Annotated in this window: 22 protein-coding genes and 1 tRNA gene; 11 read left to right on the top strand and 12 right to left on the bottom strand. The window is 75.8% G+C overall.

Annotation, left to right across the window (positions count from 1 at the left end):
• The first annotated feature begins 65 nt into the window (after positions 1–65).
• Positions 66–572 carry a MarR family winged helix-turn-helix transcriptional regulator gene (locus BXA05_RS01140; RefSeq protein WP_076403422.1) on the top strand — a complete coding sequence of 169 codons (507 nt, stop codon included), beginning with the start codon at positions 66–68 and terminating at the stop codon, positions 570–572.
• Between the two features lies 1 nt (position 573).
• The gene (locus tag BXA05_RS01135; protein ID WP_076403420.1) at positions 574–1857 is read left to right on the top strand and encodes an MFS transporter; all 1284 of its coding nucleotides are present in this window, start codon (positions 574–576) and stop codon (positions 1855–1857) included.
• 69 nt (positions 1858–1926) lie between these two features.
• Here BXA05_RS01135 and BXA05_RS01130 read toward each other — a convergent pair whose 3' ends face one another.
• A complete protein-coding gene (locus tag BXA05_RS01130; protein WP_076403417.1) occupies positions 1927–4581 on the bottom strand; it encodes an ABC transporter permease in 2655 nt (884 codons plus the stop codon).
• Positions 4578–5363, bottom strand: coding sequence for an ABC transporter ATP-binding protein (locus tag BXA05_RS01125; RefSeq protein WP_061266601.1), 786 nt, complete (start codon positions 5361–5363; stop codon positions 4578–4580). Before BXA05_RS01125 ends, BXA05_RS01130 begins: the two co-directional genes overlap by 4 nt.
• A 126-nt stretch (positions 5364–5489) precedes the next feature.
• On the opposite strand from BXA05_RS01125, the gene BXA05_RS01120 reads away from it, so the two are divergent.
• On the top strand, positions 5490–6584 hold the full coding sequence (locus tag BXA05_RS01120) for a Gfo/Idh/MocA family protein (RefSeq protein ID WP_083711397.1): 1095 nt from the start codon (positions 5490–5492) through the stop codon (positions 6582–6584).
• 21 nt (positions 6585–6605) lie between these two features.
• Here BXA05_RS01120 and BXA05_RS01115 read toward each other — a convergent pair whose 3' ends face one another.
• Positions 6606–6815, bottom strand: a complete 210-nt coding sequence (locus BXA05_RS01115; protein WP_021482922.1) for a hypothetical protein — start codon at positions 6813–6815, stop codon at positions 6606–6608.
• Between the two features lie 122 nt (positions 6816–6937).
• On the opposite strand from BXA05_RS01115, the gene BXA05_RS01110 reads away from it, so the two are divergent.
• Positions 6938–7441 (top strand): MarR family winged helix-turn-helix transcriptional regulator, encoded by a 504-nt coding sequence (locus BXA05_RS01110; RefSeq protein WP_051027593.1) that lies wholly within the window; start codon positions 6938–6940, stop codon positions 7439–7441.
• Positions 7442–7527: 86 nt separating this feature from the next.
• Here the strand turns inward: BXA05_RS01110 and BXA05_RS01105 are convergent, their stop codons facing one another.
• Positions 7528–8256, bottom strand: a complete 729-nt coding sequence (locus tag BXA05_RS01105; protein WP_083711210.1) for an HAD-IA family hydrolase — start codon at positions 8254–8256, stop codon at positions 7528–7530.
• 100 nt (positions 8257–8356) lie between these two features.
• Between BXA05_RS01105 and tmk the strand changes: the two genes are divergently transcribed.
• A complete protein-coding gene (gene tmk / locus BXA05_RS01100) occupies positions 8357–9121 on the top strand; it encodes a dTMP kinase (RefSeq protein ID WP_083385458.1) in 765 nt (254 codons plus the stop codon).
• A complete protein-coding gene (locus tag BXA05_RS01095) occupies positions 9118–10254 on the top strand; it encodes a DNA polymerase III subunit delta' (RefSeq protein WP_061266602.1) in 1137 nt (378 codons plus the stop codon). Before tmk ends, BXA05_RS01095 begins: the two co-directional genes overlap by 4 nt.
• A gap of 6 nt (positions 10255–10260) precedes the next feature.
• Here the strand turns inward: BXA05_RS01095 and BXA05_RS01090 are convergent, their stop codons facing one another.
• The 3 genes from BXA05_RS01090 to BXA05_RS01080 all read right to left on the bottom strand — a co-directional run bounded on the left by BXA05_RS01090 (position 10261) and on the right by BXA05_RS01080 (position 13124).
• Positions 10261–11250: a TIGR03557 family F420-dependent LLM class oxidoreductase gene (locus BXA05_RS01090; protein ID WP_021483001.1), complete on the bottom strand. Its 990-nt coding sequence runs from the start codon at positions 11248–11250 to the stop codon at positions 10261–10263.
• Positions 11251–11320: 70 nt separating this feature from the next.
• Positions 11321–11701: an SHOCT domain-containing protein gene (locus BXA05_RS01085; RefSeq protein ID WP_051027601.1), complete on the bottom strand. Its 381-nt coding sequence runs from the start codon at positions 11699–11701 to the stop codon at positions 11321–11323.
• A 109-nt stretch (positions 11702–11810) separates the two neighbouring features.
• Entirely contained in the window at positions 11811–13124 is a 1314-nt protein-coding gene (locus BXA05_RS01080; protein ID WP_083711209.1) for a low temperature requirement protein A, read from the bottom strand.
• Between the two features lie 126 nt (positions 13125–13250).
• On the opposite strand from BXA05_RS01080, the gene BXA05_RS01075 reads away from it, so the two are divergent.
• The 4 genes from BXA05_RS01075 (at position 13251) to BXA05_RS01060 (ending at position 16124) form a co-directional block, all read left to right on the top strand.
• Positions 13251–13859: a hypothetical protein gene (locus BXA05_RS01075; RefSeq protein WP_076403414.1), complete on the top strand. Its 609-nt coding sequence runs from the start codon at positions 13251–13253 to the stop codon at positions 13857–13859.
• Positions 13860–13947: 88 nt separating this feature from the next.
• Positions 13948–15501, top strand: coding sequence for an alpha/beta hydrolase (locus BXA05_RS01070; RefSeq protein ID WP_076403412.1), 1554 nt, complete (start codon positions 13948–13950; stop codon positions 15499–15501).
• A gap of 112 nt (positions 15502–15613) precedes the next feature.
• Positions 15614–15686: transfer RNA gene (locus tag BXA05_RS01065), tRNA-Thr, on the top strand.
• Between the two features lie 156 nt (positions 15687–15842).
• A complete protein-coding gene (locus tag BXA05_RS01060; RefSeq protein WP_076403409.1) occupies positions 15843–16124 on the top strand; it encodes a hypothetical protein in 282 nt (93 codons plus the stop codon).
• Positions 16125–16219: 95 nt separating this feature from the next.
• On the opposite strand, the gene BXA05_RS01055 is transcribed toward BXA05_RS01060, so the two are convergent.
• The 3 genes from BXA05_RS01055 to BXA05_RS01045 all read right to left on the bottom strand — a co-directional run bounded on the left by BXA05_RS01055 (position 16220) and on the right by BXA05_RS01045 (position 20136).
• Entirely contained in the window at positions 16220–16987 is a 768-nt protein-coding gene (locus BXA05_RS01055; protein ID WP_061266606.1) for a hypothetical protein, read from the bottom strand.
• Positions 16988–17079: 92 nt separating this feature from the next.
• The gene (locus tag BXA05_RS01050) at positions 17080–17679 is read right to left on the bottom strand and encodes an alpha/beta hydrolase family protein (protein WP_076403403.1); all 600 of its coding nucleotides are present in this window, start codon (positions 17677–17679) and stop codon (positions 17080–17082) included.
• A gap of 135 nt (positions 17680–17814) precedes the next feature.
• Positions 17815–20136, bottom strand: a complete 2322-nt coding sequence (locus BXA05_RS01045) for a heavy metal translocating P-type ATPase (RefSeq protein ID WP_076403401.1) — start codon at positions 20134–20136, stop codon at positions 17815–17817.
• Positions 20137–20493: 357 nt separating this feature from the next.
• On the opposite strand from BXA05_RS01045, the gene BXA05_RS01040 reads away from it, so the two are divergent.
• Positions 20494–20988, top strand: coding sequence for a hypothetical protein (locus tag BXA05_RS01040; RefSeq protein WP_076403398.1), 495 nt, complete (start codon positions 20494–20496; stop codon positions 20986–20988).
• A gap of 67 nt (positions 20989–21055) precedes the next feature.
• Here BXA05_RS01040 and BXA05_RS01035 read toward each other — a convergent pair whose 3' ends face one another.
• On the bottom strand, positions 21056–21766 hold the full coding sequence (locus tag BXA05_RS01035; RefSeq protein WP_076403396.1) for a hypothetical protein: 711 nt from the start codon (positions 21764–21766) through the stop codon (positions 21056–21058).
• 46 nt (positions 21767–21812) lie between these two features.
• Positions 21813–22145, bottom strand: coding sequence for a cupin domain-containing protein (locus BXA05_RS01030; protein WP_076403395.1), 333 nt, complete (start codon positions 22143–22145; stop codon positions 21813–21815).
• Positions 22146–22202: the final 57 nt, after the last annotated feature.

The raw sequence follows: 22202 nt of genomic DNA, 5'->3' as shown, positions 1-22202 counted from the left end.
GGAGGCAACCTAGTCGTTCCCGGGCAGCCAACCGACGATCGCATGAGTGCTGTTATAACAGTGCTATGACTTCTCCGGACCCGACCACGGTCCCCGGCCGGTGGGACTCCCTGCACGCCGTGCTCCGACGCCTCGACGACGAGATCGAGACCGTCTACGCCGACCGCGGGATCGTGGGGGTGCGCCCGCGGTTCGTCTACCCGCTCATCCGGCTCGCGCACACCGGCCCCCTGACCATCCGGGAGCTCGCCGCCTCGCTCGGCCGCACGCACTCGGCGATGAGCCAGACGGTCACGGCGATGCGGCGCGAGGGCCTCGTCGAGACCGCGCCGGGCGCGGACGCCCGCACGCGCCGCGTCGCGCTCACGGCGCGGTCGCGCGAGCTCGTCCCGCTCCTCGAGGCGGAGTGGCGGGCGACCGAGGAGTCCGTCGCCGAGATCGACGACGAGCTGCCGCACGCCCTGAGCGCGGTCGTCGTCGAGCTGGAGCGCGTGCTCGCCCGTCGCTCGCTGCGCGAGCGGCTCGTCGAGCGCCTCGACGCGGCCGGCCACCCGGCGCCGCGGGAGCGCTGAGGTGCGCGACCACGTCCTCGACCTGCGGCCGTTGCGCGCGAGCCGCGCGTACCGGGACCTGTGGGCCGGGTCCGCCGTGGGCGGCCTCGGGTTCCAGATCGCGAACGTCGCGGTGCTGCTCCAGGTCTGGGAGCTCACCCGCAGCCCGCTGTGGACGGGCACGATCGGCCTGGCCACGGCGGTCCCGCTCCTGACGCTCGGCCTGGTGGGCGGGCACCTCGCCGACGTCCACGACCGGCGCACCCTCATGCGCCTCGCCGCGGTCGGGCAGGTGCTCTCCGCTGCTGGTCTCGCCGCGCAGGCGCTCGCGGGGAACCGGTCGGTGTGGTTCCTGCTCGGGCTCGTCGCCGCCGGCGCGGCGTGCAACGCGCTCGGCTCGCCGGCGCGCCGGACGGTGCCGCCCCGGCTGCTGCCGCCCGACCAGGTCGCCGCGGGTCTCGCGCTGCAGAACCTCGCGTTCCAGGTGGCCATGCTGGTCGGGCCCGCGCTCGCCGGCCTGGTCCTGGCGCGCTGGGACCTGCCCGCGGCCTACGGCCTCCAGGCGGTGGCCGCCGTCGTCGCGCTGCTCGGGCTCGTGCGCCTCCCGCCCCTGCCCCCGCTCCCCGTCGGTCCCTCGGCCACGACGGGCCCGGCCGCCGCGCCGCCCGGGCCCGCGCCGCGCCGTCGGGCGGCCGCGGGCGGGTGGTCGATCGTGTGGCGCAAGCCGACGCTGCGCGGCGCGTTCGCGACGGACGTCGCGGCGACCGTGCTCGCCATGCCGATCTCGCTGTTCCCGCTCGTCAACGAGATCCGGTTCGACGGCGACCCCCGCACCCTCGGCCTGTTCCTCTCGGCGGTCGCGGTGGGAGGGATCGGCGCGGGCCTGCTCTCCGGGGCCGTGACGCGGGCGACGCGCTCGGGCGCGCTGCAGCTCGCCGCGGCGGCGACGTGGGGCGTCGCGCTCGCCGGGTTCGGGCTCGCGGGGCCGCTGTGGCTCGCCCTCGCGTGCCTGGCGGTCGCCGGTGCGGCGGACACGGTGTCGGTCGTGACGCGCGGCGCGCTGGTGCAGCTCGAGACGCCCGACGAGTTCCGCGGCCGCGTGTCCTCGGTCGAGCACGTCGTGGGCGTCGCCGGCCCCGAGGTCGGGAACTTCCGCGGGGGAGTGCTCGCGTCGCTGACGTCCGCGCCCGTCGCGCTGGTGGCGGGCGGGCTGGTGGCGAGCGCCGTCGTCGGGCTCGTCGCGTGGCGCAACGCCCCGCTGCGCCGCTACCGCACCCCGGCCCCGGCCCCCCTCCCGGTCCCGTGAGTGCGTGAAACAGTCGCGCCGGGGCCTCCGGGACGCGACGAATTCACGCACTCAGCGGGAGACGGGGTGTCAGTCGACGGTCACCGCGTCGAGGACCGGGAGGCGGGCGGCGCGGATCGCGGGCCAGACGCTCGCGACGAGCCCGATGACGACCGCGACGCCGAGGATCGCGAGCACCTGGCCCCACGGCACGGCGAGCGTGCTCAGCCCCTCGTCGGCGAGCACGCCCGGGAGGGCGGCGCCGATGCCGATGCCCGTCGCGACGCCGAGCACCGTCCCGTAGACGGCGGTGAGCACCGACTCGATCGCGATGACCCCAGCGAGCTGGAGGCGTCCCAGACCGACGGCGCGCAGCAGCCCGATCTCGCGCGTGCGCTCGATGATCGACAGCGCGAGCGTGTTGACGATGCCGAGCAGCGCGATGACGATCGACAGCGCGAGCAGGGCGTAGAGGATGACGAGCACCTGGTTCACCTGGTCGGCGAACGCGGACGCGGTCTGCTCCCGGTCGAGCACCGTGACGACGAGGAACGGCTCGACCGCCGACGTCAGGGCGGTGCGCAGCTCCTCGACGTCGGCCGGGCTCGCGCCGTCGGCCGCCGACACGTAGACGATCCGCACGCTCGCCTGGGCGGCCGGAACGACGGCGTCGAACACGTCGTCGCGCACCAGGACGCCGGTCCCCACGAGCTGGCTGTCGATCACCGCGCCCACGCGCGCCTCGACGGCGGAGTCGCCCTCGCCGAGCCGCAGCGTGTCGCCCACCTCCCAGCCGCGCTCGCGCGCGGTGCGCCGGTGCACGACGACGTCCCCGTCCTCGAGCGTCGCCGTCGGGTCCCCGGCGAGCGTCACGGGTTCGAGCGCGGTGTCGAAGAACCCGGCGGGCACGCCCGCGACGTCGGTCCCGCGCGCGCCGTCGGCCGTGCTGCTGTCCGTGCCGGAGCCGCCGCCGACCGTGGCGACCGACGCCGACCCGAGCCGCACCGTGTCCACGACCGCGGCGCCCGGCGTCGCGGCCACGGCCTCGACCGCGCCCTCGGGCACGACGAGCGTCGCGGAGTCGACCACGAGGTCGGCCCGCACCTCGTTCTCGACGATGCTCCGCACCGACGCCTGGGTCGAGGCGGCGATGACGCCCGTGACCGACACGAGCGCCATGCCGATGAGCAGGGCTCCCGCGGTGCTCGCGGTGCGGCGGGGGTTGCGCGTGACGTTGCCGCGCGCGAGGCGGCCGAGCGGGCGCAGCGCGACGACGAGCGGCCACGCGAGCACCGCGAGCACGCCGCGCGCGACGGCCGGCGACCCGACGAGCACGCCCACGAGCACGAGCCCGGCCCCGACGCCGAGGAGCAGGCGGGGGCTCAGGTCGTCGACCCAGGCCCAGCCGGTCGGCGCGTCCACGACGGAGGATCCCAGGTACGCGGCGAGCCACAGCACACCGGCGCCCGCCGCGACGACGACCACCCCGCCCACCGCCCGCAGCCCGGTGCCGCGGTCGGGCGCGACGTCGTCGCGCATCGCCTGCACGGGCGGGATCGCGGCGGCCCGCCGCGCGGGCAGCACGGCCGCGAGGACGCTGACGACCGCCCCGAGCGCGACGGCGGCCACGACCTGCGAGGTCCCGAGCGGGACCCGGCCGGAGAACTCGAAGCCGGCGAGCGCGAGCCCCCACCGGATGACCCGCACCAGCCCGGCCCCGGCGAGCACGCCGAGCCCACCACCCACGAGCCCGACGACGAGCGCCTGGACGAGGACCGACGCGAACACCTGGCCCGGCGACGCGCCGAGCGCGCGCAGGAGCGCGAGCTCGCGCAGGCGCTCGCGCACCGACATCGCGAACGTGTTGGCGATGATGAACGCGCCGACGAACAGCGCGATGGCGGCGAACACGAGCAGGAAGGTCTCGACGAACCCGAGCACCTCCTCGACCGCCTCGCTCGCCTCGGCGCGCGCCTGCTCGCCCGTGACGGCCTCCGCGCCGGACGGGAGGACCGACGCGACGCGGTCCGCGAGGGCGTCCTCGTCCACCGGTCCGCTCGCGTCCGCCCAGACCGCGATCTGGGGCACCAGCCCGTCGGGCGCGTAGACCTCGCGCGCCGTGTCGCCGTCGATCCCGACGAGGACCGCACCCGCGGCGGCGGCCTCGATGCCGAACACGCCGGACACGGTCACGGGGCGCGGCTCCCCGCCGAGCACGACCGTGGTCTCGTCGCCCGTGGCGAGGTCAGCGGTCTCGGCCGCGCTCTGCTCCAGGACGATCTCGCCCGGGCCGGGCCACGCGCCGTCGAGCAACGTGAGGCTCGGGTCCTCCGGGTCGACGGAGAACGCCGTGCTCGGCGGGCCCGTGGTCACGACGGCGGTGCCGTCGGCCGCGACGAGCACGACGGGGCCGGACACGTCCGCCACGGCCCGCTCGACGCCGTCGACCCCCTCGACCTCCGTCGCGAGGTCGGCCGGGACGAGCGTGCGGTCGCCCGCGAACCCGCCCCCGCCGGCGGCGCCGCCGCCACCGGGCCCGGACGTGTCGCTCTCGACCTCCTGCGCGCCGCGCACGTAGACGTCGGCCGTGAGCGTCGTCGCGATGATGTCGTCGAACGTGGAGGAGAGCATGCCGCGGAACGCGAACGTGCCGACGACGAACGCGACACCGAGCGTCACGGCGAGCACCGACAGGACGAACCGCACGACGTGCGCGCGCACGCCCCGCAGCGCGACGCGGATCATGCGCCGTCGTCCGCGGCGAGCGCGAGCGCGTCGAGGATGTCCTGCTGCGTGGGGTCGTGCAGCTCGCCCGCGAGGCGACCGTCCGCGAGGAAGACGACGCGGTGCGCGTACGACGCCGCGCGCGGGTCGTGCGTGACCATGACGACCGTCTGGTCGAGCTCGTCGACGGAGCGGCGCAGGAACGTGAGCACCTCGCCCGCGGAGCGCGAGTCGAGGTTGCCGGTCGGCTCGTCGGCGAACACGATCGAGGGCCGCGACACGAGCGCCCGCGCGCACGCCACGCGCTGCTGCTGCCCACCGGACAGCTCGGAGGGGCGGTGGTGCAGGCGGTCGGTGAGCCCGACGGCGGTCGTCACCTCGTCGAACCAGTCGCGGTCCACGCGGGTGCGCGCGATGTCGAGCGGGAGCGTGATGTTCTCCGCGGCCGTGAGCGTCGGGACGAGGTTGTACGCCTGGAAGACGAACCCGACGCGCGTGCGGCGCAGAGCCGTGAGCCGCCGCTGCGACATCCGGCTGATCTCCTGCCCGTCGATCACCACGCTGCCGGAGGTCGGGGAGTCCAGCCCGGCGAGGCAGTGCATGAGCGTCGACTTGCCGGACCCGGACGGCCCCATGATCGCCGTGAGCCGGCCGCGCGCGAAGTCGACGTCGACGCCGTCGAGCGCGCGGACGGCCGTCGGGCCGGATCCGTAGACCTTGACGAGGTCGCGCGCGCTCGCCCGTGCCTCGGGCTCGGGTCCGGCGTCGGTCGGCGTGCCGGTCCGGGGCGCGGGGGTCGTCATGCCCCCATCGTGACGTGCCGCGCGGCGGCGCGCACCACCCGTGCGGGGGAGGGTGGCTCGCGCGCCCGACGCGCGGCCTGTGGACGAGCGGCGGCGAGGCCCGCGCAGGGCGATAGCGTGGGCCGCATGAGCACCGTCGCCCCGCCGCCCGCCGCGCACCCCGACGAGACCCCGGCCGCCACCGGCGTCCACCCGTTCCCCGACCTGTCCGCCGAGGTGACGGGCACGGTCCCCGACCCGCGCAGCGCGCCCCCGATCCGCTGGGGCATCCTCGGCGCGGGCGGCATCGCGTCGTCGTTCGCGGAGGCGGTGCGCCTGTACACGCAGGGTCGCGTCGCCTCGGTCGGCTCGCGCGACCGCGTGCGCGCCGAGCGCTTCGCGACCGCGCACGGCGTCCCCACGACGCACCACGGCTACGACGAGCTCGTCGAGGACCCGCAGGTGGACGTCGTGTACGTCGCGACGCCGCACTCGCACCACCACGAGCACGCCCTGCTCGCGATCCGCGCGGGCAAGCACGTCCTCGTCGAGAAGGCGTTCACGCGCAACGAGGCCGAGGCGGTCGAGGTGCTCGACGCCGCGCGCGAGGCGGGCGTGTTCGTCATGGAAGCCATGTGGACGCGGTTCCTGCCGCACGTCGCCGCGCTGCGCGGCGTGATCGCGCGCGGCGAGATCGGCGACGTCGTGAACCTCAGCGCGGACCACGGCCAGTGGTTCCCGTTCGACCCCGAGCACCGGCTCTACGCGCCGGAGCTGGCGGGCGGCGCGCTCCTCGACCTGGGCGTCTACCCGGTGTCGTTCGCGCACGACCTGCTGGGCGCGCCGTCGACAGTGACGGCCGTCGGTGCACTCACGGAGACGGGCGTGGACGGGCAGGTGAGCATCGTGCTCGGCTACGGCGACACGCAGGCGACGCTCTCGACCACGCTGTGGTCGCGCACCGCGAACACGGCGGTGATCTCGGGCACCGCGGGCCGCATCGAGGTCGAGGGCACGTTCTACGCGCCGACGTCGTTCCGGGTCGTGCGGCACGACGGCGCGTCCTGGTACTACGACGGCTTCTCCGGCGAGGGCAAGCAGTACCAGGCCGCCGAGGTCGCGCGCCGCGTCGCCGCGGGCGAGACGCAGAGCCCGCGCATGTCGTGGGACTCGACGCTCGAGGTCATGCGCACGCTCGACGAGGTGCGTCGCCAGGTCGGGGTCGTCTACCCCGGGGAGTGACGCCCGCGGGCGGGCGTCGCGTCAGTCGGTGTGCTCGACGACGTAGCTGCGGCCGTCGGGGCCGGTGACCCGCTCGAAGCGGGTGCGCAGCTCCTGGTCGCGCTCGCGCTCGGCGTCGGACACGCCGCGGCCGTCGGCCTCCTGTCGCCCCAGCTGTGCCGGGCCGAAGATCGGCAGGAAGCCCTCGGTGATGCGCATGCCGAGCGTGCGCTTGTCGTTCTTGCGCGCCACGGTGTCCTCCGCTGGTGTCGCGTCGCCGGCCCGGGGGCCGGTGGCTGGTGCTCGTCCGCTGATGGTTGGTGCACCAATGATTGGCGTCCCAAGAATAGCGCGATCCTCGGTAGCATGGCGCCATGACGAGCGAGGAGAACGGCGGGGCGTCCGCACCGGGCGCGGCGACGCTGTTCGCGGACCCGCTCGCGCTCGAGGCGCAGGTCTGCTTCGCGCTCTCGGCGGGCGCGCGCGGCATGGTCGCCCTGTACCGGCCGCTGCTCGAGCCCCTGGGCATCACCCACCCGCAGTACCTCGTGCTGCTCGCGCTGTGGCAGGACGACGCGGCAGGCACGACGTCGACCGTCGGCGACCTCGCGGCGCGGCTGCACCTCGACGCCGGGACGCTCTCGCCGCTCCTCAAGCGGCTCGAGAGCCTCGGCTACGTGCGCCGTTCTCGCTCGCCCGACGACGGCCGCCAGGTCCGCGTGACGCTCACGCCCGAGGGACGGGCGCGGCGTCGTGACGCGGAGCGCATCCCGCCCGCGATCGTCGCCGCCACGGGCCTCACCCTCGACGAGCTGGCGGAGATTCACGCCGCCGCGTCGAAGGTCGTCGCGGCCGCCCAGCGAGCGTCCGTCTACTGAGGATCAGCCCGCTGCAGCCCGCCGAGCAGGGGGGTTGGCCCGTCAAGGGAGGAGGACGGGAGACGACCGCAGGGTCGGCGGGGTGGTCAGGCGTCCGTGATCCGGATGCCGTCCGGGCCTGCGGCGAAGCGCACCGCCGCCAGACCCGCCGCCAGCGCGTCGGGTGCAGGGGACGCGGACGCCAGCTCGTCGGCCGTGTGCGTGCCCGTCACGACGAGCACGGCGCACCCCGCGGCGCGGGCGGACGCGACCCCGGCCGGGGCGTCCTCGACGACGAGGCACCGCGCCGGGTCCACGCCCAGGCGCTCCGCGCCGAGGAGGAACGGGTCCGGGTCGGGCTTGCCGTGGGCGACGTCGTCCGCGGTGACGACCACCGACGGCGCGACGAGGCCCGACGCGGCCATGCGCGCCGCCGCGAGGGGGCGGGTGCACGACGTGACGATCGCCTGCCGCTGCGGGGGCAGGGCGGCGAGCGCGTCGCGCGTCCCCGGCAGGATCGTCACGCCCTCGTTGTCCTCGAGCTCCAGCTCGTGGATGCGGTCGTACGCGGGCTCGACCTGGTCGGCCGGCAGGAGCGTCGCGATGAGCGTGCGCGCGGGGGTGCCGTGCTGGATCTGGAAGTCCTCGGCGTCGGGCAGCCCGTGCTCCGCGGCCCAGCGACGCCAGTTCCGGTCCACCGCCGGGACCGAGTCGATGAGGGTGCCGTCCATGTCGAACAGCACGGCGTGGAACGTCCGCCCGGCGAACGCGACGCCGGGGGTGGGCAGAGGAGCGGGCGCGGGGTCCGTCGCGGGGGTGGTCACGGGATCGGGCATGGCCCGAGGCTATCCCGCGCGTCCGGCGCCTGCGGCCGTCCCGCACGACCGGCGGCCGGGGGACCGGCCCGTGTCCGACGTCGCGACTAGGGTGGTCGCCGTGAGCGCACCCGGGTACTTCATCTCCTTCGAGGGCGGCGACGGCGTCGGCAAGTCGACGCAGGCGCGCCTGCTCGGGCAGTGGCTCGGCGAGCTCACGGGGCGCGAGGTCGTGCTGACGCGCGAGCCGGGCGGCACGGAGCTCGGCAAGGAGCTGCGCGCCGCGGTGCTCCACGGGCAGGACATGGACCCCCGCACGGAGGCGCTCATCTACGCCGCGGACCGCGCGCACCACGTCGCGAGCCTCGTGCGCCCCGCGCTCGAGCGCGGCGCGATCGTCGTCACGGACCGCTACCTCGACTCGTCGGTCGCCTACCAGGCGGGCGGGCGCGAGCTCGGTGCGGACGAGGTCGAGCTCATCTCCCGCTGGGCCGTGCAGGACCTCCTGCCCGACGTGACGATCCTGCTCGACCTCGACCCGGCGGTCGCCGCCGGTCGCATCCGCCGCCAGCACGACCGCCTCGAGCGCGCGGGGGCGGAGTTCCACCGCCGCACGCGCGAGGCGTTCCTCACGCGCGCGGCGTCGGACCCGGACCGCTGGGTCGTCCTCGACGCCGCGGGCTCGGTCGACGACCTCCAGGCGCAGATCCGGGTCGACGTCGCCGCGCGGCTCGAGCTCACGCCCGTCGTCGAGGAGGCCGAGGACACGGTCGCCGCGCTGCCCGACGACGGCTTCGACGACACGGACAGCGCGATCGGCTACGCGCCGGGCACGGACCTCCTCCCGGGCGCCCCGGCGCGGCCTGCCGGGGACGCGCGCGCATGAGCGTCTGGGACGACGTCGTCGGGCAGGAGCAGGCCGTCGCGACGCTCCGTGCCGCGGCCACCGACCCCGCCGCGATGACCCACGCGTGGCTGCTCACCGGCCCGCCCGGGTCCGGCCGCTCGAACGCCGCGCGCGCGTTCGCGGCCGCGCTCCAGTGCGAGCAGGGCGGCTGCGGACGCTGCCAGGCGTGCCGCACGACGCTCGCCGGGACGCACCCGGACGTGACGCTCGTCGCGACCGAGCTCGTGACCATCAAGATCGACGACGTGCGCGACCTGGTGACGGTCGCGAGCCGCAGCCCGTCGCAGGGCCGGCGCCGGGTCATCGTCGTCGAGGACGCCGACCGCATGGCGGAGCGCACCACGAACGTCCTCCTCAAGGCGATCGAGGAGCCCGCCCCGCACACGGTGTGGATCCTCTGCGCCCCGAGCCCGCAGGACGTGCTCGTGACGATCCGCTCGCGGTGCCGCGGGGTCGTGCTGCGGGTGCCGCCGGTCGAGGCCGTCGCGGGCTTGCTCGTGCAGCGCGACGGCGTCGACGAGCACGTCGCACTCGTCGCGGCGCGCGCGGCCCAGAGCCACATCGGCCTCGCCCGGCGCCTCGCGCGGGACGCGGGCGCGCGCGAGCGCCGCACGTCCGTGCTGTCGCTCGCCCGGCGGGTCCGCGGGGTGGGCGACGCCGTGCTCGCGGCGGGAGAGCTCGTGGACCTCGCGCAGGCCGAGGCGAAGGCGGCGACGGAGGAGCGCGACGCCGCGGAGAAGGCCGAGCTCCTGCGTGCGCTCGGCGTCGCGGACGGCGAGACGCTCCCGCCGCGGCTGCGCTCCCAGCTCCGCGACCTCGAGGCCGACCAGAAGCGGCGTGCGACGCGCCACCAGCGCGACGTGCTCGACCGCGCGATGGTCGACCTGCTCTCGCTGTACCGCGACGTGCTCGTGGTCCAGCTCGGGGCGCAGGTCGAGCTCGTCAACACCGAGCTCGCCGAGACGGTGAGCGCGCTCGCGCAGGACTCGACGCCCGAGCAGACGGTGCGGCGCATGGACGCGATCGGCGTCGCGCGCGAGCGGCTCGAGGGCAACGTCGCGCCGCTGCTGGCCGTGGAGGCGATGGTCGTCGCGCTGCGGCCCCAGGGCTGACGGCCGCTAGCTCGACGGCGCCGCCGCGCGGAGCTTCTCCAGGAGCGGCCCGGCCGCGGTCTCGAGGAACTCGCGCTGCCCGACCTCGCCCACCTGGACGAGCGCGAGGTCGGTGAACCCCGCCTCCCACCACGCGGACGCCGCCTCGACGACCGCGTCCAGGTCGGGGCCGCACGGGATGGACGCGGCCACGTCCTCGGGCCGCACGAACGCCGTCGCCGCCTCGAACGCCTCGGTCGTCGGCAGGTCCGCGTTGACGCGCCAGCCGCCGCCGAACCACCGGAACTGCTCGTGCGCGCGCGCCACGGCGGTCTCCTCGTCCGGGTCCCAGCAGATCGGCATCTGCCCCACGACGCGCGACGGCGCGAGCTCGGCGCGCTCGCGGACCGAGGACCACCGCTGCACGACGCCGGCCTCGGGCTCGGTCGTGACGAGGTGGTCGGCCAGCGGGGCGAACCGCTCGATCGACTGCGGGCCGGAGACCGCCACGCCGATCTCGACCGTCTCGTCGGGCAGGTCCCAGAGCTTGGCGGAGTCGACGCGGTAGTGGACGCCGTCGAACGTGAGGCGCTCGCCGTCGAGCAGCGAGCGGATGATCTCCACCGCCTCCTCGAGCATGTCGTGCCGCTCGCCGACGGCGGGCCAGCGCTCGCCCGCCACGTGCTCGTTGAGGTTCTCCCCGGCGCCGAGCCCGAGGGTGAAGCGGTCGTCGGACAGGAGCGCCACGGTCGCGGCCTTCTGCGCCACGACCGCGGGGTGGTAGCGCAGGAGGGGGCAGGTCACGTACGTCATGAGGCCGACGCGCTCGGTCGCCTGGGCGACCGCCCCGAGCACGGACCACGCGTACGGGGCGTGGCCCTGGGCGTCGAGCCAGGGGAAGTAGTGGTCGCTCATCACCTCGAAGTCGAAGCCGACGCGCTCCGCGTCGACCGCGTGCTCCACGAGCGCACGAGGGCCGGACTGCTCGGTCATGAGGGTGTAGCCGAAGCGGGTCATGTCTCGATCGTGGGACGGGCCGGGCGCACCCGCACGCGGGTACGCCCGGCCCGGGGGAGGGAGGGGTCGGTCAGGCGAGCGCCTTCGCCTTGAGCTGCGCGAACTCCTCGGGGGTGATGGCGCCCGAGTCGAGGAGCGACTTGGCGTGGGAGATCTGCTCGGCCGGCGACGTCGTCGCGACCTGGCGGATGTAGGCGTCCGTGTCGTGCTTCGCCTGGACGACGGCCGCGGCCTGTCGCTCCGCCATGCCGCGCCCCCGCGCGATGAGGTAGACGAGCGACGTCAGCACGGGCAGGAAGATGAGGAAGATGATCCAGACTGCCTTCCACCACCCGGAGAGCTCCCGGTCACGGAACAGGTCCGCGATGATCTGGAAGAGCACGATGAGGTACGCGATGAAGAAGAAGCTCCACACGAGGAGCCAGAAGAAGTCCCAGAAGTCCACGGTCACGCCCTTTCTCGACGGGTCCCGCGACGCGACGGCCTGCTGCCCCGCGCCATCAGGGCGAACGTAGCGACGTCGCGACGATCGCGCCCGGCGAGGCGCGCGGTGCCGCGGCTCACGACGTCCCGGCCGGTGTCCCGGGCGGAGGCCCCGCGGGCGCGCCCGGCCCGTCCGACGGCCCGTCCGACGGCGCGCCCGACGGTGGGATCGGGACCCGCCGCGCGCGGACGACGTCGCCCACGATGACCGCCAGCAGGACGCCGTCCGTCACCCAGTTGAGCGCGAGCGGCGAGAGCCACGCGTGGACGGCGAAGAGCACGCCGACCGCGACGGCGCCCAGCACGTGCGGGAGCGACCAGCGCCCGCCCGTCGCGCGCCGGAACAGCGCGTTCCCCACGAGGTACGTCGCCGCCGCCCCGCACACGAGGCCGGCGGTCCAGGCGTCGGCGTGACCGCCGTCGTGCCCGAGCGGGTGCAGGAGCACGAGCTCGTCGGCGACGGCGGTGAGCACGATCCCGGCGACGATGACGAACGGGACGTACGTGTACGCCGTCTGGGCGACCATCCCGCGCTCGGCGCGCGACGTGAAGTACTCGGTGGCACGCCGCTCGGACCGGTCGAAGAACAGCAGCCACATGAGCACGGTGCTCGCGAACGCGGAGCAGAACGCGGAGACGGTCGTGAGGTCGAGGGGGAGCTCGGCGAACGCGGCGCCCGTGACGATGATCGACTCGCCCAGGCAGATGATGACGAACAGGCTGACCCGTTCGGCCATGTGCTCCCCGCGGACCACCCACGTGCTCGCGCGCGACGCCCCGAGCCCCGGGAGCCAGAACATCGCGCGCGGCCCGGCGACGTCGATCGCGGCCGCGACCGCCCACAGCAGCAGGCGGTGCTCCTCGACGAGGCCGCCCGCGACCCACAGCGCGCCCGACGCCGCGAGCCACGTCGTGATGCGGACGAAGTTCACCGCGTTCTCGGGCCAGACGCGGCCCATCGCGACCATCGTGAAGAGGCTGCGCCCCACCTGCATCGCGACGAGCATGACGGCGAACAGCAGGCCCTTGTCGCCGAACGCCTCCGGGATCGCGCTCGCGAGGACGAGGCCCAGCAGCATGAGCACCACGAGCAGGCCTCGCACCGGAAGGCGCTCGGGGTCGAGCCAGTTCGTCACCCACATCGTGTCGACCCACACCCACCAGACGGCGACGCCGAGCAGGAGAGTGTGCCCGAGCGCCTCGACGCCGGGGTGCGCGATGAGCCCGTGCGAGAGCTGGGTGACCGCGAACACGAACACCAGGTCGAAGAACAGCTCCACGTAGCCGACCCGGCTCGAGTCGCCGCCGTCGCCGTGCCGCAGGAGGTCGGTGCGCAGGCCCCAGGGGAGCGGGGGCCGCTCGGTGCCGCGGGTCGGGTGCGGTGCGTCCATGCGGGGATGCTCCCACCCCGGGTCACCGTCGGGTCACGATCCCGCGGCGCGTCGGCGGTTCGGCGCGCGCGAGGTCCCGGCGCGGACCACGATGGTCGCGCACCCGTCGCCGACCGAGGAGTCCCCATGGTCCCCGCCCGCCGTCCCGCCGCCCGCACCGCACGTGTCGGCGCCGCGCTCGCGCTCGCGGCCACGGTCGCCCTGCTCGGGGCGTGCGCGTCCGACACCGACGGGGGCGGTGACGGCACGAGCGCCACCGAGGAGACCACGGAGCCCGACGGCGACCCCTCGACGGAGCCCTCGACGGAGCCGACCGACGACGCCACCGACGAGCAGCAGGGCCTGCCCGACGCCGCGACGATGGACGTCGTCGCGGGCGCGCACGGCAAGGGCCTGCCGCCCGGCGCGGACGCGCCGACCGAGGGCGGCACCGGCGCCGCGTGGAGCGCCGAGCCGGGCCTGCTGCTCGTCGTGACGTTCGGGTCCAGCACGTGCCCGCTGCTCGCCGAGGACGACGCCGCGGTCGAGGGGAGCGACGTCGTCGTGTCGTTCGTCGACATCCCCGCCGACACCGCGTGCACCATGGACTACGTCCCCGCGACGTCCGTCGTCGCGGTGCCCGACGACGTGGACCCGGGCGCCGACGTGAGCGTCGTGCTCGGGGACCGCGGGACCGTCGTCGTGCCGCCGCCGGCCGAGGGCGCGGCCGGCGAGTTCGCCTGGACCGCGGGGTGACGACCCCCGCGGTGAAGAGCGCGTGAAAGGACGGGCCGCCGCCGGTGGGCCGTCTCCCGCGCGACGGGCGAGCGGCTACCGTGTCCGGGTGACGACGTCCCCCTCCTCCCGCCCCGCTCGCCGCGCCCTGGCCTGCGCCGCGACCCTCGTGCTGGCTCTCGTCGCGGGCGCGTGCTCGGCGCCCCCGAAGCAGCAGACCCCGGTCGAGGACGTCCCGACCGCGTCGTCGACCGGCACGGGCGAGACGGGACCGGAGGGCTTCGAGGAGTTCTACGGGCAGACCCTCGCGTGGGAGGACTGCGGAGCCGGCTGGGAGTGCACGACGGCGCGCGCCCCCCTCTCGTGGCAGGACCCGGCGGCGGGCGAGATCGAGCTCGCGGTCAAGCGCCAGCCCGCGACCGGCGAGCGCATCGGCTCGCTCCTCACCAACCCCGGCGGGCCCGGCGCGTCGGGCGTCGACTTCGTCGCGTCGCTCGCGCCGACCGTCGGCGAGAGCGTCACCGCGGCCTACGACCTCGTGGGCTTCGACCCCCGCGGCGTCGGGCAGTCCTCGCCCGTCGTGTGCCTCGACGACGCCGCGAAGGACGAGTCCCTGTCGCGCGACTTCGACACGGACGAGGCGGGGCTCGAGGCGCTCGCGGAGGACCGTCGCGCCTGGGCCGACGCGTGCGCCGAGAACACGGGCGAGCTGCTCGGCCAGGTCGACACCCAGAGCGCCGCGCGCGACATGGACATGCTGCGCGCCGTCCTCGGCGACGAGAAGCTCGCGTACCTCGGCTACTCCTACGGCACGCAGCTCGGGGCCACGTACGCCGGGCTGTTCCCGGACAAGGTCGGCCGCATGGTGCTCGACGGGGCGATCGACACCTCGCTCGACCCGGACGAGATCTCCGAGCAGCAGGCCGTCGGCTTCGAGAACGCCCTGCGCGCGTACGTCGAGGACTGCCAGGCCGGAGCCGGGTGCCCCCTGAAGGGCGACACGGACGCGGGGATGCGCCAGATCCGCTCGCTCCTCGACGCCGCGAAGGCGAACCCGCTCCCGACGGACTCGGGTCGCAGCGTCACGCAGACCCTCGGTTTCTACGGCGTCGCCGTCACGCTGTACAACGACCAGAGCTGGCCCGTGCTCACGCAGGCGCTCACCGAGGCGTTCGAGGAGGGCACCGGCAACGGCCTGCTCTACCTCGCCGACTTCTACAACGACCGGAACGCCGACGGCACGTACTCGTCGAACTCGGCCGAGGCGTTCCGGGCCGTGAACTGTCTCGACGGGCGCCAGGACGACGACCCGGCCGCGATGCAGGCCCAGCTCGAGCGGCTCGAGGAGGAGGCCCCGACGATGGGCTACTTCTTCGCGTTCGGTGGGCTCACGTGCGAGGGCTGGGCGTACCCCGTCGTCGACCAGGAGTTCGACCTCGCCGCGAAGGGCGCCGCGCCGATCCTCGTCATCGGCACGACCAACGACCCGGCCACCCCCTACGTGTGGGCCGAGGGCCTCGCCGACACGCTCGACTCCGCCGTCCTGGTCAGCTGGGAGGGCGAGGGGCACACCGCGTACGGGCGCGCGAACGACTGCCTGAGCGACGCCGTGGACGCCTACCTCGTGGACGGTACAGTCCCCGAGGACGGGCTCCGCTGCTGACGCGGAGGGCGCCCGACGGCGGCCCTCGGGCCCGCTTTGGAATCTGGCCCGGTCGTTGGGTACAGTAGGCGCTCGTTGCCACCGGTTCGCCGAGCGGACCGGGACGTAGCACGCCGCCTTAGCTCAGTCGGCAGAGCGATTCACTCGTAATGAATAGGTCAAGGGTTCGATTCCCTTAGGCGGCTCGGTGACGAAGGCCCGGAACCCACGGTTCCGGGCCTTCGTCGTGCTCAGGGGGCGGCGCGGAGCGGTGCGACACTCGAGCACCGACTCGTGGCGGCCGGACGGCGCACGGGCCGCACGATGCACGTCGGTCGCACGACCCGACCCCGAGGAGCGAGATGTCCCGCAGCGTCGCAGTCACCCTGATGGGCCTCGGCCTCGTGCTGGTGGTCGCCGGCGTCGTCACCGGCTACACCGTGGGCGTCATCTCCGACAACCCGCTGGCGGAAGACGGCGTGCCGCGCGTGCACGTGACCCTTCTCCTGGGTTGTGCGGCCACGACGGCGGCCGCCGGAGGGATCGTCGCCGTGCTCGGGCTCCTCGGGCTCTTCGCCAGGCCGGTCCGCACGCCGAGGTCCGTGCGCAGCCGCGAGGCCCGGGACCACAGGACAGCGGCCTGAGCGGCTGAGCAGCGCCGCGCGCTCCCGGTGCTCGCGGGCCAGCGGGGAGCGCCGGTCCGGCTGGACGACGGCGGGCACCGCCCGCCGCTGAGGCCTCAGCCCACGCGGCGCACGAGCAGGATCACGCCGCCGGCCGCGGCGGCGACGAGCCCGCCGATGCCTACCGCGGCGAAGGTCGGGAAGGTCTCGCCCGCGGGCGGGGGCGGCGCCGTGCGGTCGACGGACGCGAGCGGGACGCGCGCCGGCTCGGGGCCCGCGGTCGTGGGCGCGGCGGTCGGCGTCGGCTCGACGGGGGCGGCCGTGGTCGGTTCCTCCGTCGGCTCGACGGTCGGCTCCTCCGTGACGTCGGGCTCCGGCGCGTCCGGCGTCTCGACGGGCGCCTCCACGACCGCCGCGGCCGGCGGCGCCTCGGCCGTCGGGGCCGAGGTCGCGGGGGCGTCGGGGGTCGGCGCCGGGGGCGCCGTCGTGGGGGAGGGCTCGGCCTGCGCCGTCGTGCAGACGGGATCGTCCCCGTTCCACCGCGCGTGCTGTGCCCGCAGGCCGGACACCTGGGCCCACGTGACGCAGTAGCCGTCGGGGAACGTGCGCGACGGCACCGAGAAGGCCAGGAACCCGTCCGCGGAGTCGCGCGGGCCGTAGGAGTCGGAGTAGTACCGCTCGCGGCTCCCGTCCGGCGCGCTCACGGCGTAGGAGACGGCGCCCCACTCGGACCAGAGCCGCTCCGGGTCGAACGAGACGCCGTCGACGCTCACCTCGAGCCCGCTCTCGCCGTCCCGGCCGACGGCGGTCGCGGGTGCGGCGGCGACGGCCACCACGAGCAGCGCCAGCGGTGCGAGGGCGAGCAGGCGGCCAGCGGCGCGCATCAACACCTCCGGGTCGTTCGGGAGCGGTCCGCGGCACATCGTACGCAGTCGTGCGGGCGGGTCGGAACGTCGGAGCGGCGCCCTGCGGCGGGTCAGGCCTCGAGCGTCGCGAGCCACCGGACGACGGCCTCGCACACGGCCGCGTCCTGCCCCTTGAGGTCGTGGGCGCCGGGCAGCTCGACGCGCGTGACGGGCCCGGGGATCGCGGCGGTGTGCTCGGCGAGCTCGTCCGGCGTCGCGAACGGGTCGGTGCGCCCGGAGACGAGGAGGACCGGCACGTGGAGGTCCGGGAAGTGCTCGGTCCGCAGGCGCTCGGGCTTGCCCGGCGGGTGCAGCGGGTAGCTGACGAGGGCCAGACCGGCGGCGGGGAGCCCCTCGGCGACGGCCATCGAGCACATGCGGCCGCCGTAGGAGCGGCCGCCGAGCACGAGGCGGTCCGTCGTGGTGCCGAGCTCCGCGGCGAAGGCCTCCGCCTCGGCGCGGACGTGCGCGATCGCGACGGGCGGCCGGTCGGGCATCCGCTTGCCGGCGATCCGGTAGGGGAAGTCGACGCGGCGCACCGGCACGGGCGGGTCGAGGGCGGCCAGCGCGTCGTCGATCGCGACGAGCGCGCGGTGGTCGCGGCTCGCTCCGGCGCCGGGCGTGAGGAGGACGCCGGCGACGGGCCGGTCGTCGGGGTGCGGCGTGGTCACCGGCCCAGTCTCGCAGCGTGCACGGGGTTCCTCACGGTCGAGCACGACCTTCCGCGCGGCCGACCACGAGGTTGCTGTCGTCCTGCGCGGCAGGACGACAGCGACCTCGTGGTCGAGGGGGCGTCGCGGACACGGTCACCGCGACGCGAGCCGGGCCGGGTCGAGGTCGGTGCGGCGCAGGAGCTGCGCGTTGAGCGCGACGATGACCGTCGACGCGGACATGAGGATCGCGCCCACCGCCATCGGCATGACGAACCCGACGGGCGCGAGCACGCCCGCGGCGAGGGGCACGGCCGCGATGTTGTAGCCCGCGGCCCACCACAGGTTCTGCTGCATCTTGCGGTACGACGCGTGCGACAGCTCGATGATCGACAGCACCGCCCGCGGGTCGGAGCTCGCGAGGATCACCCCGGCGGACGCGATCGCGACGTCGGTGCCCGCGCCGATCGCGATGCCGACGTCCGCCTGGGCGAGCGCCGGGGCGTCGTTGACGCCGTCGCCGACCATCGCGACGACGCGCCCCCCGTGCTGCAGCTCGGCGACCTTCGCGTCCTTGTCCTCGGGGCGGACGCCCGCGAAGACCTGGTCGATGCCGAGCTCGCGCCCGACCGCGCGGGCGACGGGCTCGGCGTCGCCGGTGATCATGACGACCCGGATGCCGCGCCGGTGCAGCGCGTCGACGGCCTCGCGCGACTCGGGACGGATCGCGTCCGCCAGGGCGAACGCGCCCACGACCTCGCCGGACCGCGCGTCCGACGCGGTGCCGGTGCGGGTGCCGGCCTCGTCCGAGACGACCACGTGCAGGACGGTCGACCCGTCCTCGGCCCACGCCGCGGCGTCGGGCAGGGGGTCGAGCCCGCGCTCGCGCAGGAGTGCCGGCCCGCCGACCGCGACGAGGCGCGCGCCGTCGGGGGTCGGGACGGTCGCCTCGACGCCGACAGCCGTGAGCGACCGAAAGTCGGTGGCGCGGGGGACGTCGTCGCCCCGCTCCTCGGCCGCCCGCACGATCGCGAGGGCGAGCGGGTGCTGGCTGTCCGCCTCGGCCGCTGCGGCGAGCGCGAGCAGCGCGGCCTCGGACGTGCCGCCCGCGGTCGCGAGGTGCACGACGACCGGCTCGCCCGCGGTGAGCGTCCCGGTCTTGTCGAACAGGACGGTGTCCACGGTGCGCATGCGCTCGAGCGCCAGACGGTCCTTGACGAGGACGCCCGCCTTCGCGGCGCGCTCCGTCGAGAGCGAGACGACGAGCGGGATCGCGAGACCCAGCGCGTGGGGGCACGCGATGACGAGGACGGTGATCGCCCGGATCAGCGCCTGCTCGGGCGTGCCGAAGACGAGCCACAGGCCGATCGTCAGGGCAGCGGCCCCGAGCGCGTACCAGAACAGCCACCCGGCGGCGCGGTCCGCGAGGCGCTGGGTCTTCGTCGACGACGCCTGCGCGTCTGCGACGAGCCGCTGGATGCCCGCGAGCGCGGTGTCCTCGCCGACGGCCGTGATCCGCACGCGCAGCGCGTCGTCCGTCGCGACGGTCCCCGCGACGACGGCGTCCCCGACGGTGCGGCGCACGGGGCGCGACTCGCCGGTGATCATCGACTCGTCGACGTCCGCCGAGCCGGACGCGACCTCGCCGTCCGCGGGCACGCGCCCTCCCGGCCGGACGACGACCAGGTCGCCCACGCGCAGGTCCGTCGGCGCGACGGTCGTCACGGTCCCGTCCTCGGCGACCCGCTCCGCCTCGTCCGGGAGCAGCGCGGCGAGCGAGTCGAGCGCGGACGCCGTCTGCGCGAGCGAGCGCATCTCGAGCCAGTGGCCGAGCAGCATGATGACGACGAGGAGCGCGAGCTCCCACCAGACGTCGAGCTCGTGCGCGAGCAGGCCCAGGCTCGCTCCCAGCGAGGACACGAACGCGACCGTGATGGCGAGCGAGATGAGCGTCATCATCCCGGGCTTGCGGCTCCGCAGCTCGCTCACCGCACCGGTGAGGAACGGGCGCCCGCCCCAGGCGTAGATCACCGTGCCGAGGACGGGGGACACCCAGGGCGCCCACGCGGCGTCGGGCAGGTCGTAGCCCAGGAGCATCGCGAACATGGCGTTCAGCGCGACCGTGGGGATCGCGAGGACGAGCATGATCCAGAACAGCCGGCGGAACTGCCCGACGTGGTCACCGTGCCCCCCATGACCCCCGTGACCCGCCATGTCGTGACCCTCATGCTCGGCCGTGCCGTGGCCCTCGTGCCCGGACGTGCCGTGGCCCGCGGTGCCGTGACCCGCGTGGTGGTCCTCGTGCCCTGTGTCGTGGCCGCGGTGCGCCGCCGGGTCGTGCGTCGCGTGGTCGACGGCGGCGGTCGCCGCCGCGCCGGGGTGCCCGTGCGCCTCGGTGTGCGTGTGCGCCTCGTGGTGCCCGTGCTCGCCGTCCGCGCCGGTCCGGCGCCCGGGGCCGTGCTCCGTGCGGTGGTCCACCGTGTCTCCTCTCGGCCGCCGATACCCCTAGGGGGTATCGTTCCTCCCGATCATGCCCCCGTGGGGCCGATCCGTCAACCGTTCTTGCTCGACCCGTCCGCGAGGGGCGGCGTCAGGGGCACGGGGTGGGCTCTCGCAGCACGACCGGGCACCGGACCACCACGCGCCGGGGTGCGTCGTCGCCCGGGCGACCGCGAGGCGCAGCGCCTGCTCGCCGCCCGCGACGTCGCTCAGGGTGGGCCCGGGCGCGGGACCCGGCGAGCGGCGCGCCGCGCCGCCGGGTGGGTCGCCCCGGGAGCGGCTACGTTCGGGAGAGCCCGGTCGACCGGGCCACCACCACACCGCAGGAGGACCCCCATGACGTCCCAGGACGCAGCCGCGCCGCGCGCCACGACGGAGGTGCTCGCCCGGGCCCTCGCGCTCGGCGTCGCCGCGGGCTCGCGCAGCAGCCTCGGGGTCGCGGCGCCGGTGCTGGCCGGCCTCGTGCGGCCCGGCGGGTCGGGCCGGTCGGGTCAAGGACCCGGGCCGCTCGCGCGCGGTGCGGCGCTCCTGGGCGTCGTCGGCGAGCTGGTCGGCGACAAGCTGCCGCAGACGCCGAGCCGGCTCGCGCCGCCCGGCCCCGTCGTCCGCGTCGCGAGCGGCGCCGTGGGCGGGGTGCTCGTCGCCCGGCACCGGACCGGTCCGGTCGGGCTGGTCCTCGCCGCCGTCGTGGGAGCCGCGGGCGGGGCCGTCGGGACGTGGGGCGGTGCGGCGTGGCGACGCCTCGCCGTCGGCGAGCGGCCCGACTGGCCGGGCGCCGTCGCGGAGGACGTCACGGCGCTGGCCCTCGCCGCCTGGGCCGTCAGGGGCTGAGCGGCCGCCACGGCGACCCGGGGCGCGACGTCCCGGGAGCGAGTCTCCCGGGCGGGAGGGCCGTCCGTCAGCAGCCCGCCTGCTCGTAGCGGCACAGCAGCTCCCATGCGGCGCGGGCCTGCTCCGCGACCGTCTCGCGGGCCGCGCCCACGGTGCTCTCCCCGCCGTCGAGCGCGACGAGGGTGACCGCGGCACCGCGCCGCGTGGTCGCCAGGTAGGTGCCGAGCGCCGTGTCCAGGTCCCCGCTCCCGCCCGACCCGTAGTAGTCGGTGGCCAGGCCGCTGCCCTGGGCGCCGACGTCGAGCGGCTCGGCCGTGTACGTCGAGCCCTCCGCGCCGCCCTGCGCCGCGCACGCGGCGAGCAGGTCCGCGAGCCGCGCGGCCTCCGCGGTCGCGGCGTCGGCGTCGGCGAACACCGCGACCTGGTGGACCCCCACGGTGCCCTCGGCCGCGCCGTCGCCCTCGGTCACGGTGCGCATCGCCGTGGCGTCCGCGGGGCCGCCGTCCGCGCACGCCTCCGGGAGGTGCCAGTCCGCGACCCCCTCCGCCTCCTCGCGTCCTCCCTCGCCGCCCCACGCCCCCGCGGGGAGGAGGACGTCGGTGGGCGCGTCCGTCGGGAGCGCCGCGGCGGGATCGCCTGGTGCCGGGGTCGCGGCAGAGGTCGAGGGGGCCGGGGCCGACGGTTCCGGGGTGCCCGGAGCGTCGCCGGGGGTCGCGGTGCAGGACGCGAGGACCAGGGCGCTCGCGGCGAGGACGGTCGTCGTTGTCGAGGCTCTCATCCGCACCACCCTGGCAGCCGTGCGGGCGGTTCGCAGGAGCAGGCGCTCAGCTGCCCGGGACGCTCGTCACGGTCGTCAGGAGGAACGCCGCGTCCTCGACCGCGCTCACCGCGTGCCGCTCGTGCGTGAGCACGCGCAGCTCGCCTTCGCCCAGCTCCACGTCGCCCTCGCCGAGCGCTGTGACCCGGACCCGCCCGCGCAGCACCTGGATCGACGCCGCGGGCGGGGAGTTGTGCTCCCCGAGCTCGACGCCCGCGCGCAGCGCGAGGATCGTCTGGCGCAGCGGGCCGTCGTGCAGCACGACCTCGGCGCTGCGACCGTTCGGCGCGGTGCGGGCGGTCGTGAGGTGGGCTTCCGTGAGGAGGTCGACGTTCGTCATCGGGGCTCCGGCCTGTCGGGGAGCTCCATCATGCCGCGCCACGGACGTCGGTGCCGC

It is taken from the genome of Cellulosimicrobium funkei (assembly GCF_900155925.1).
In the GTDB taxonomy this organism is placed as follows: Bacteria; Actinomycetota; Actinomycetes; order Actinomycetales; family Cellulomonadaceae; genus Cellulosimicrobium; species Cellulosimicrobium funkei.
Note: the sequence above shows the minus strand (reverse complement) of the source record. Positions and strands in the feature narration are given on the sequence as shown.

What these genes read in the sequence shown, in the direction of transcription:
- BXA05_RS01140 (WP_076403422.1), top strand. Translation starts at nt 66, where the DNA reads ATGACTTCTCCGGACCCGACCACGGTCCCCGGCCGGTGGGACTCCCTG.
- BXA05_RS01130 (WP_076403417.1), bottom strand. Translation starts at nt 4,581, where the DNA reads ATGATCCGCGTCGCGCTGCGGGGCGTGCGCGCGCACGTCGTGCGGTTC.
- BXA05_RS01125 (WP_061266601.1), bottom strand. Translation starts at nt 5,363, where the DNA reads ATGACGACCCCCGCGCCCCGGACCGGCACGCCGACCGACGCCGGACCC.
- BXA05_RS01120 (WP_083711397.1), top strand. Translation starts at nt 5,490, where the DNA reads ATGAGCACCGTCGCCCCGCCGCCCGCCGCGCACCCCGACGAGACCCCG.
- BXA05_RS01110 (WP_051027593.1), top strand. Translation starts at nt 6,938, where the DNA reads ATGACGAGCGAGGAGAACGGCGGGGCGTCCGCACCGGGCGCGGCGACG.
- BXA05_RS01105 (WP_083711210.1), bottom strand. Translation starts at nt 8,256, where the DNA reads ATGCCCGATCCCGTGACCACCCCCGCGACGGACCCCGCGCCCGCTCCT.
- BXA05_RS01095 (WP_061266602.1), top strand. Translation starts at nt 9,118, where the DNA reads ATGAGCGTCTGGGACGACGTCGTCGGGCAGGAGCAGGCCGTCGCGACG.
- BXA05_RS01090 (WP_021483001.1), bottom strand. Translation starts at nt 11,250, where the DNA reads ATGACCCGCTTCGGCTACACCCTCATGACCGAGCAGTCCGGCCCTCGT.
- BXA05_RS01080 (WP_083711209.1), bottom strand. Translation starts at nt 13,124, where the DNA reads ATGGACGCACCGCACCCGACCCGCGGCACCGAGCGGCCCCCGCTCCCC.
- BXA05_RS01075 (WP_076403414.1), top strand. Translation starts at nt 13,251, where the DNA reads ATGGTCCCCGCCCGCCGTCCCGCCGCCCGCACCGCACGTGTCGGCGCC.
- BXA05_RS01060 (WP_076403409.1), top strand. Translation starts at nt 15,843, where the DNA reads ATGTCCCGCAGCGTCGCAGTCACCCTGATGGGCCTCGGCCTCGTGCTG.
- BXA05_RS01055 (WP_061266606.1), bottom strand. Translation starts at nt 16,987, where the DNA reads ATGCGCGCCGCTGGCCGCCTGCTCGCCCTCGCACCGCTGGCGCTGCTC.
- BXA05_RS01040 (WP_076403398.1), top strand. Translation starts at nt 20,494, where the DNA reads ATGACGTCCCAGGACGCAGCCGCGCCGCGCGCCACGACGGAGGTGCTC.
- BXA05_RS01035 (WP_076403396.1), bottom strand. Translation starts at nt 21,766, where the DNA reads ATGAGAGCCTCGACAACGACGACCGTCCTCGCCGCGAGCGCCCTGGTC.
- BXA05_RS01030 (WP_076403395.1), bottom strand. Translation starts at nt 22,145, where the DNA reads ATGACGAACGTCGACCTCCTCACGGAAGCCCACCTCACGACCGCCCGC.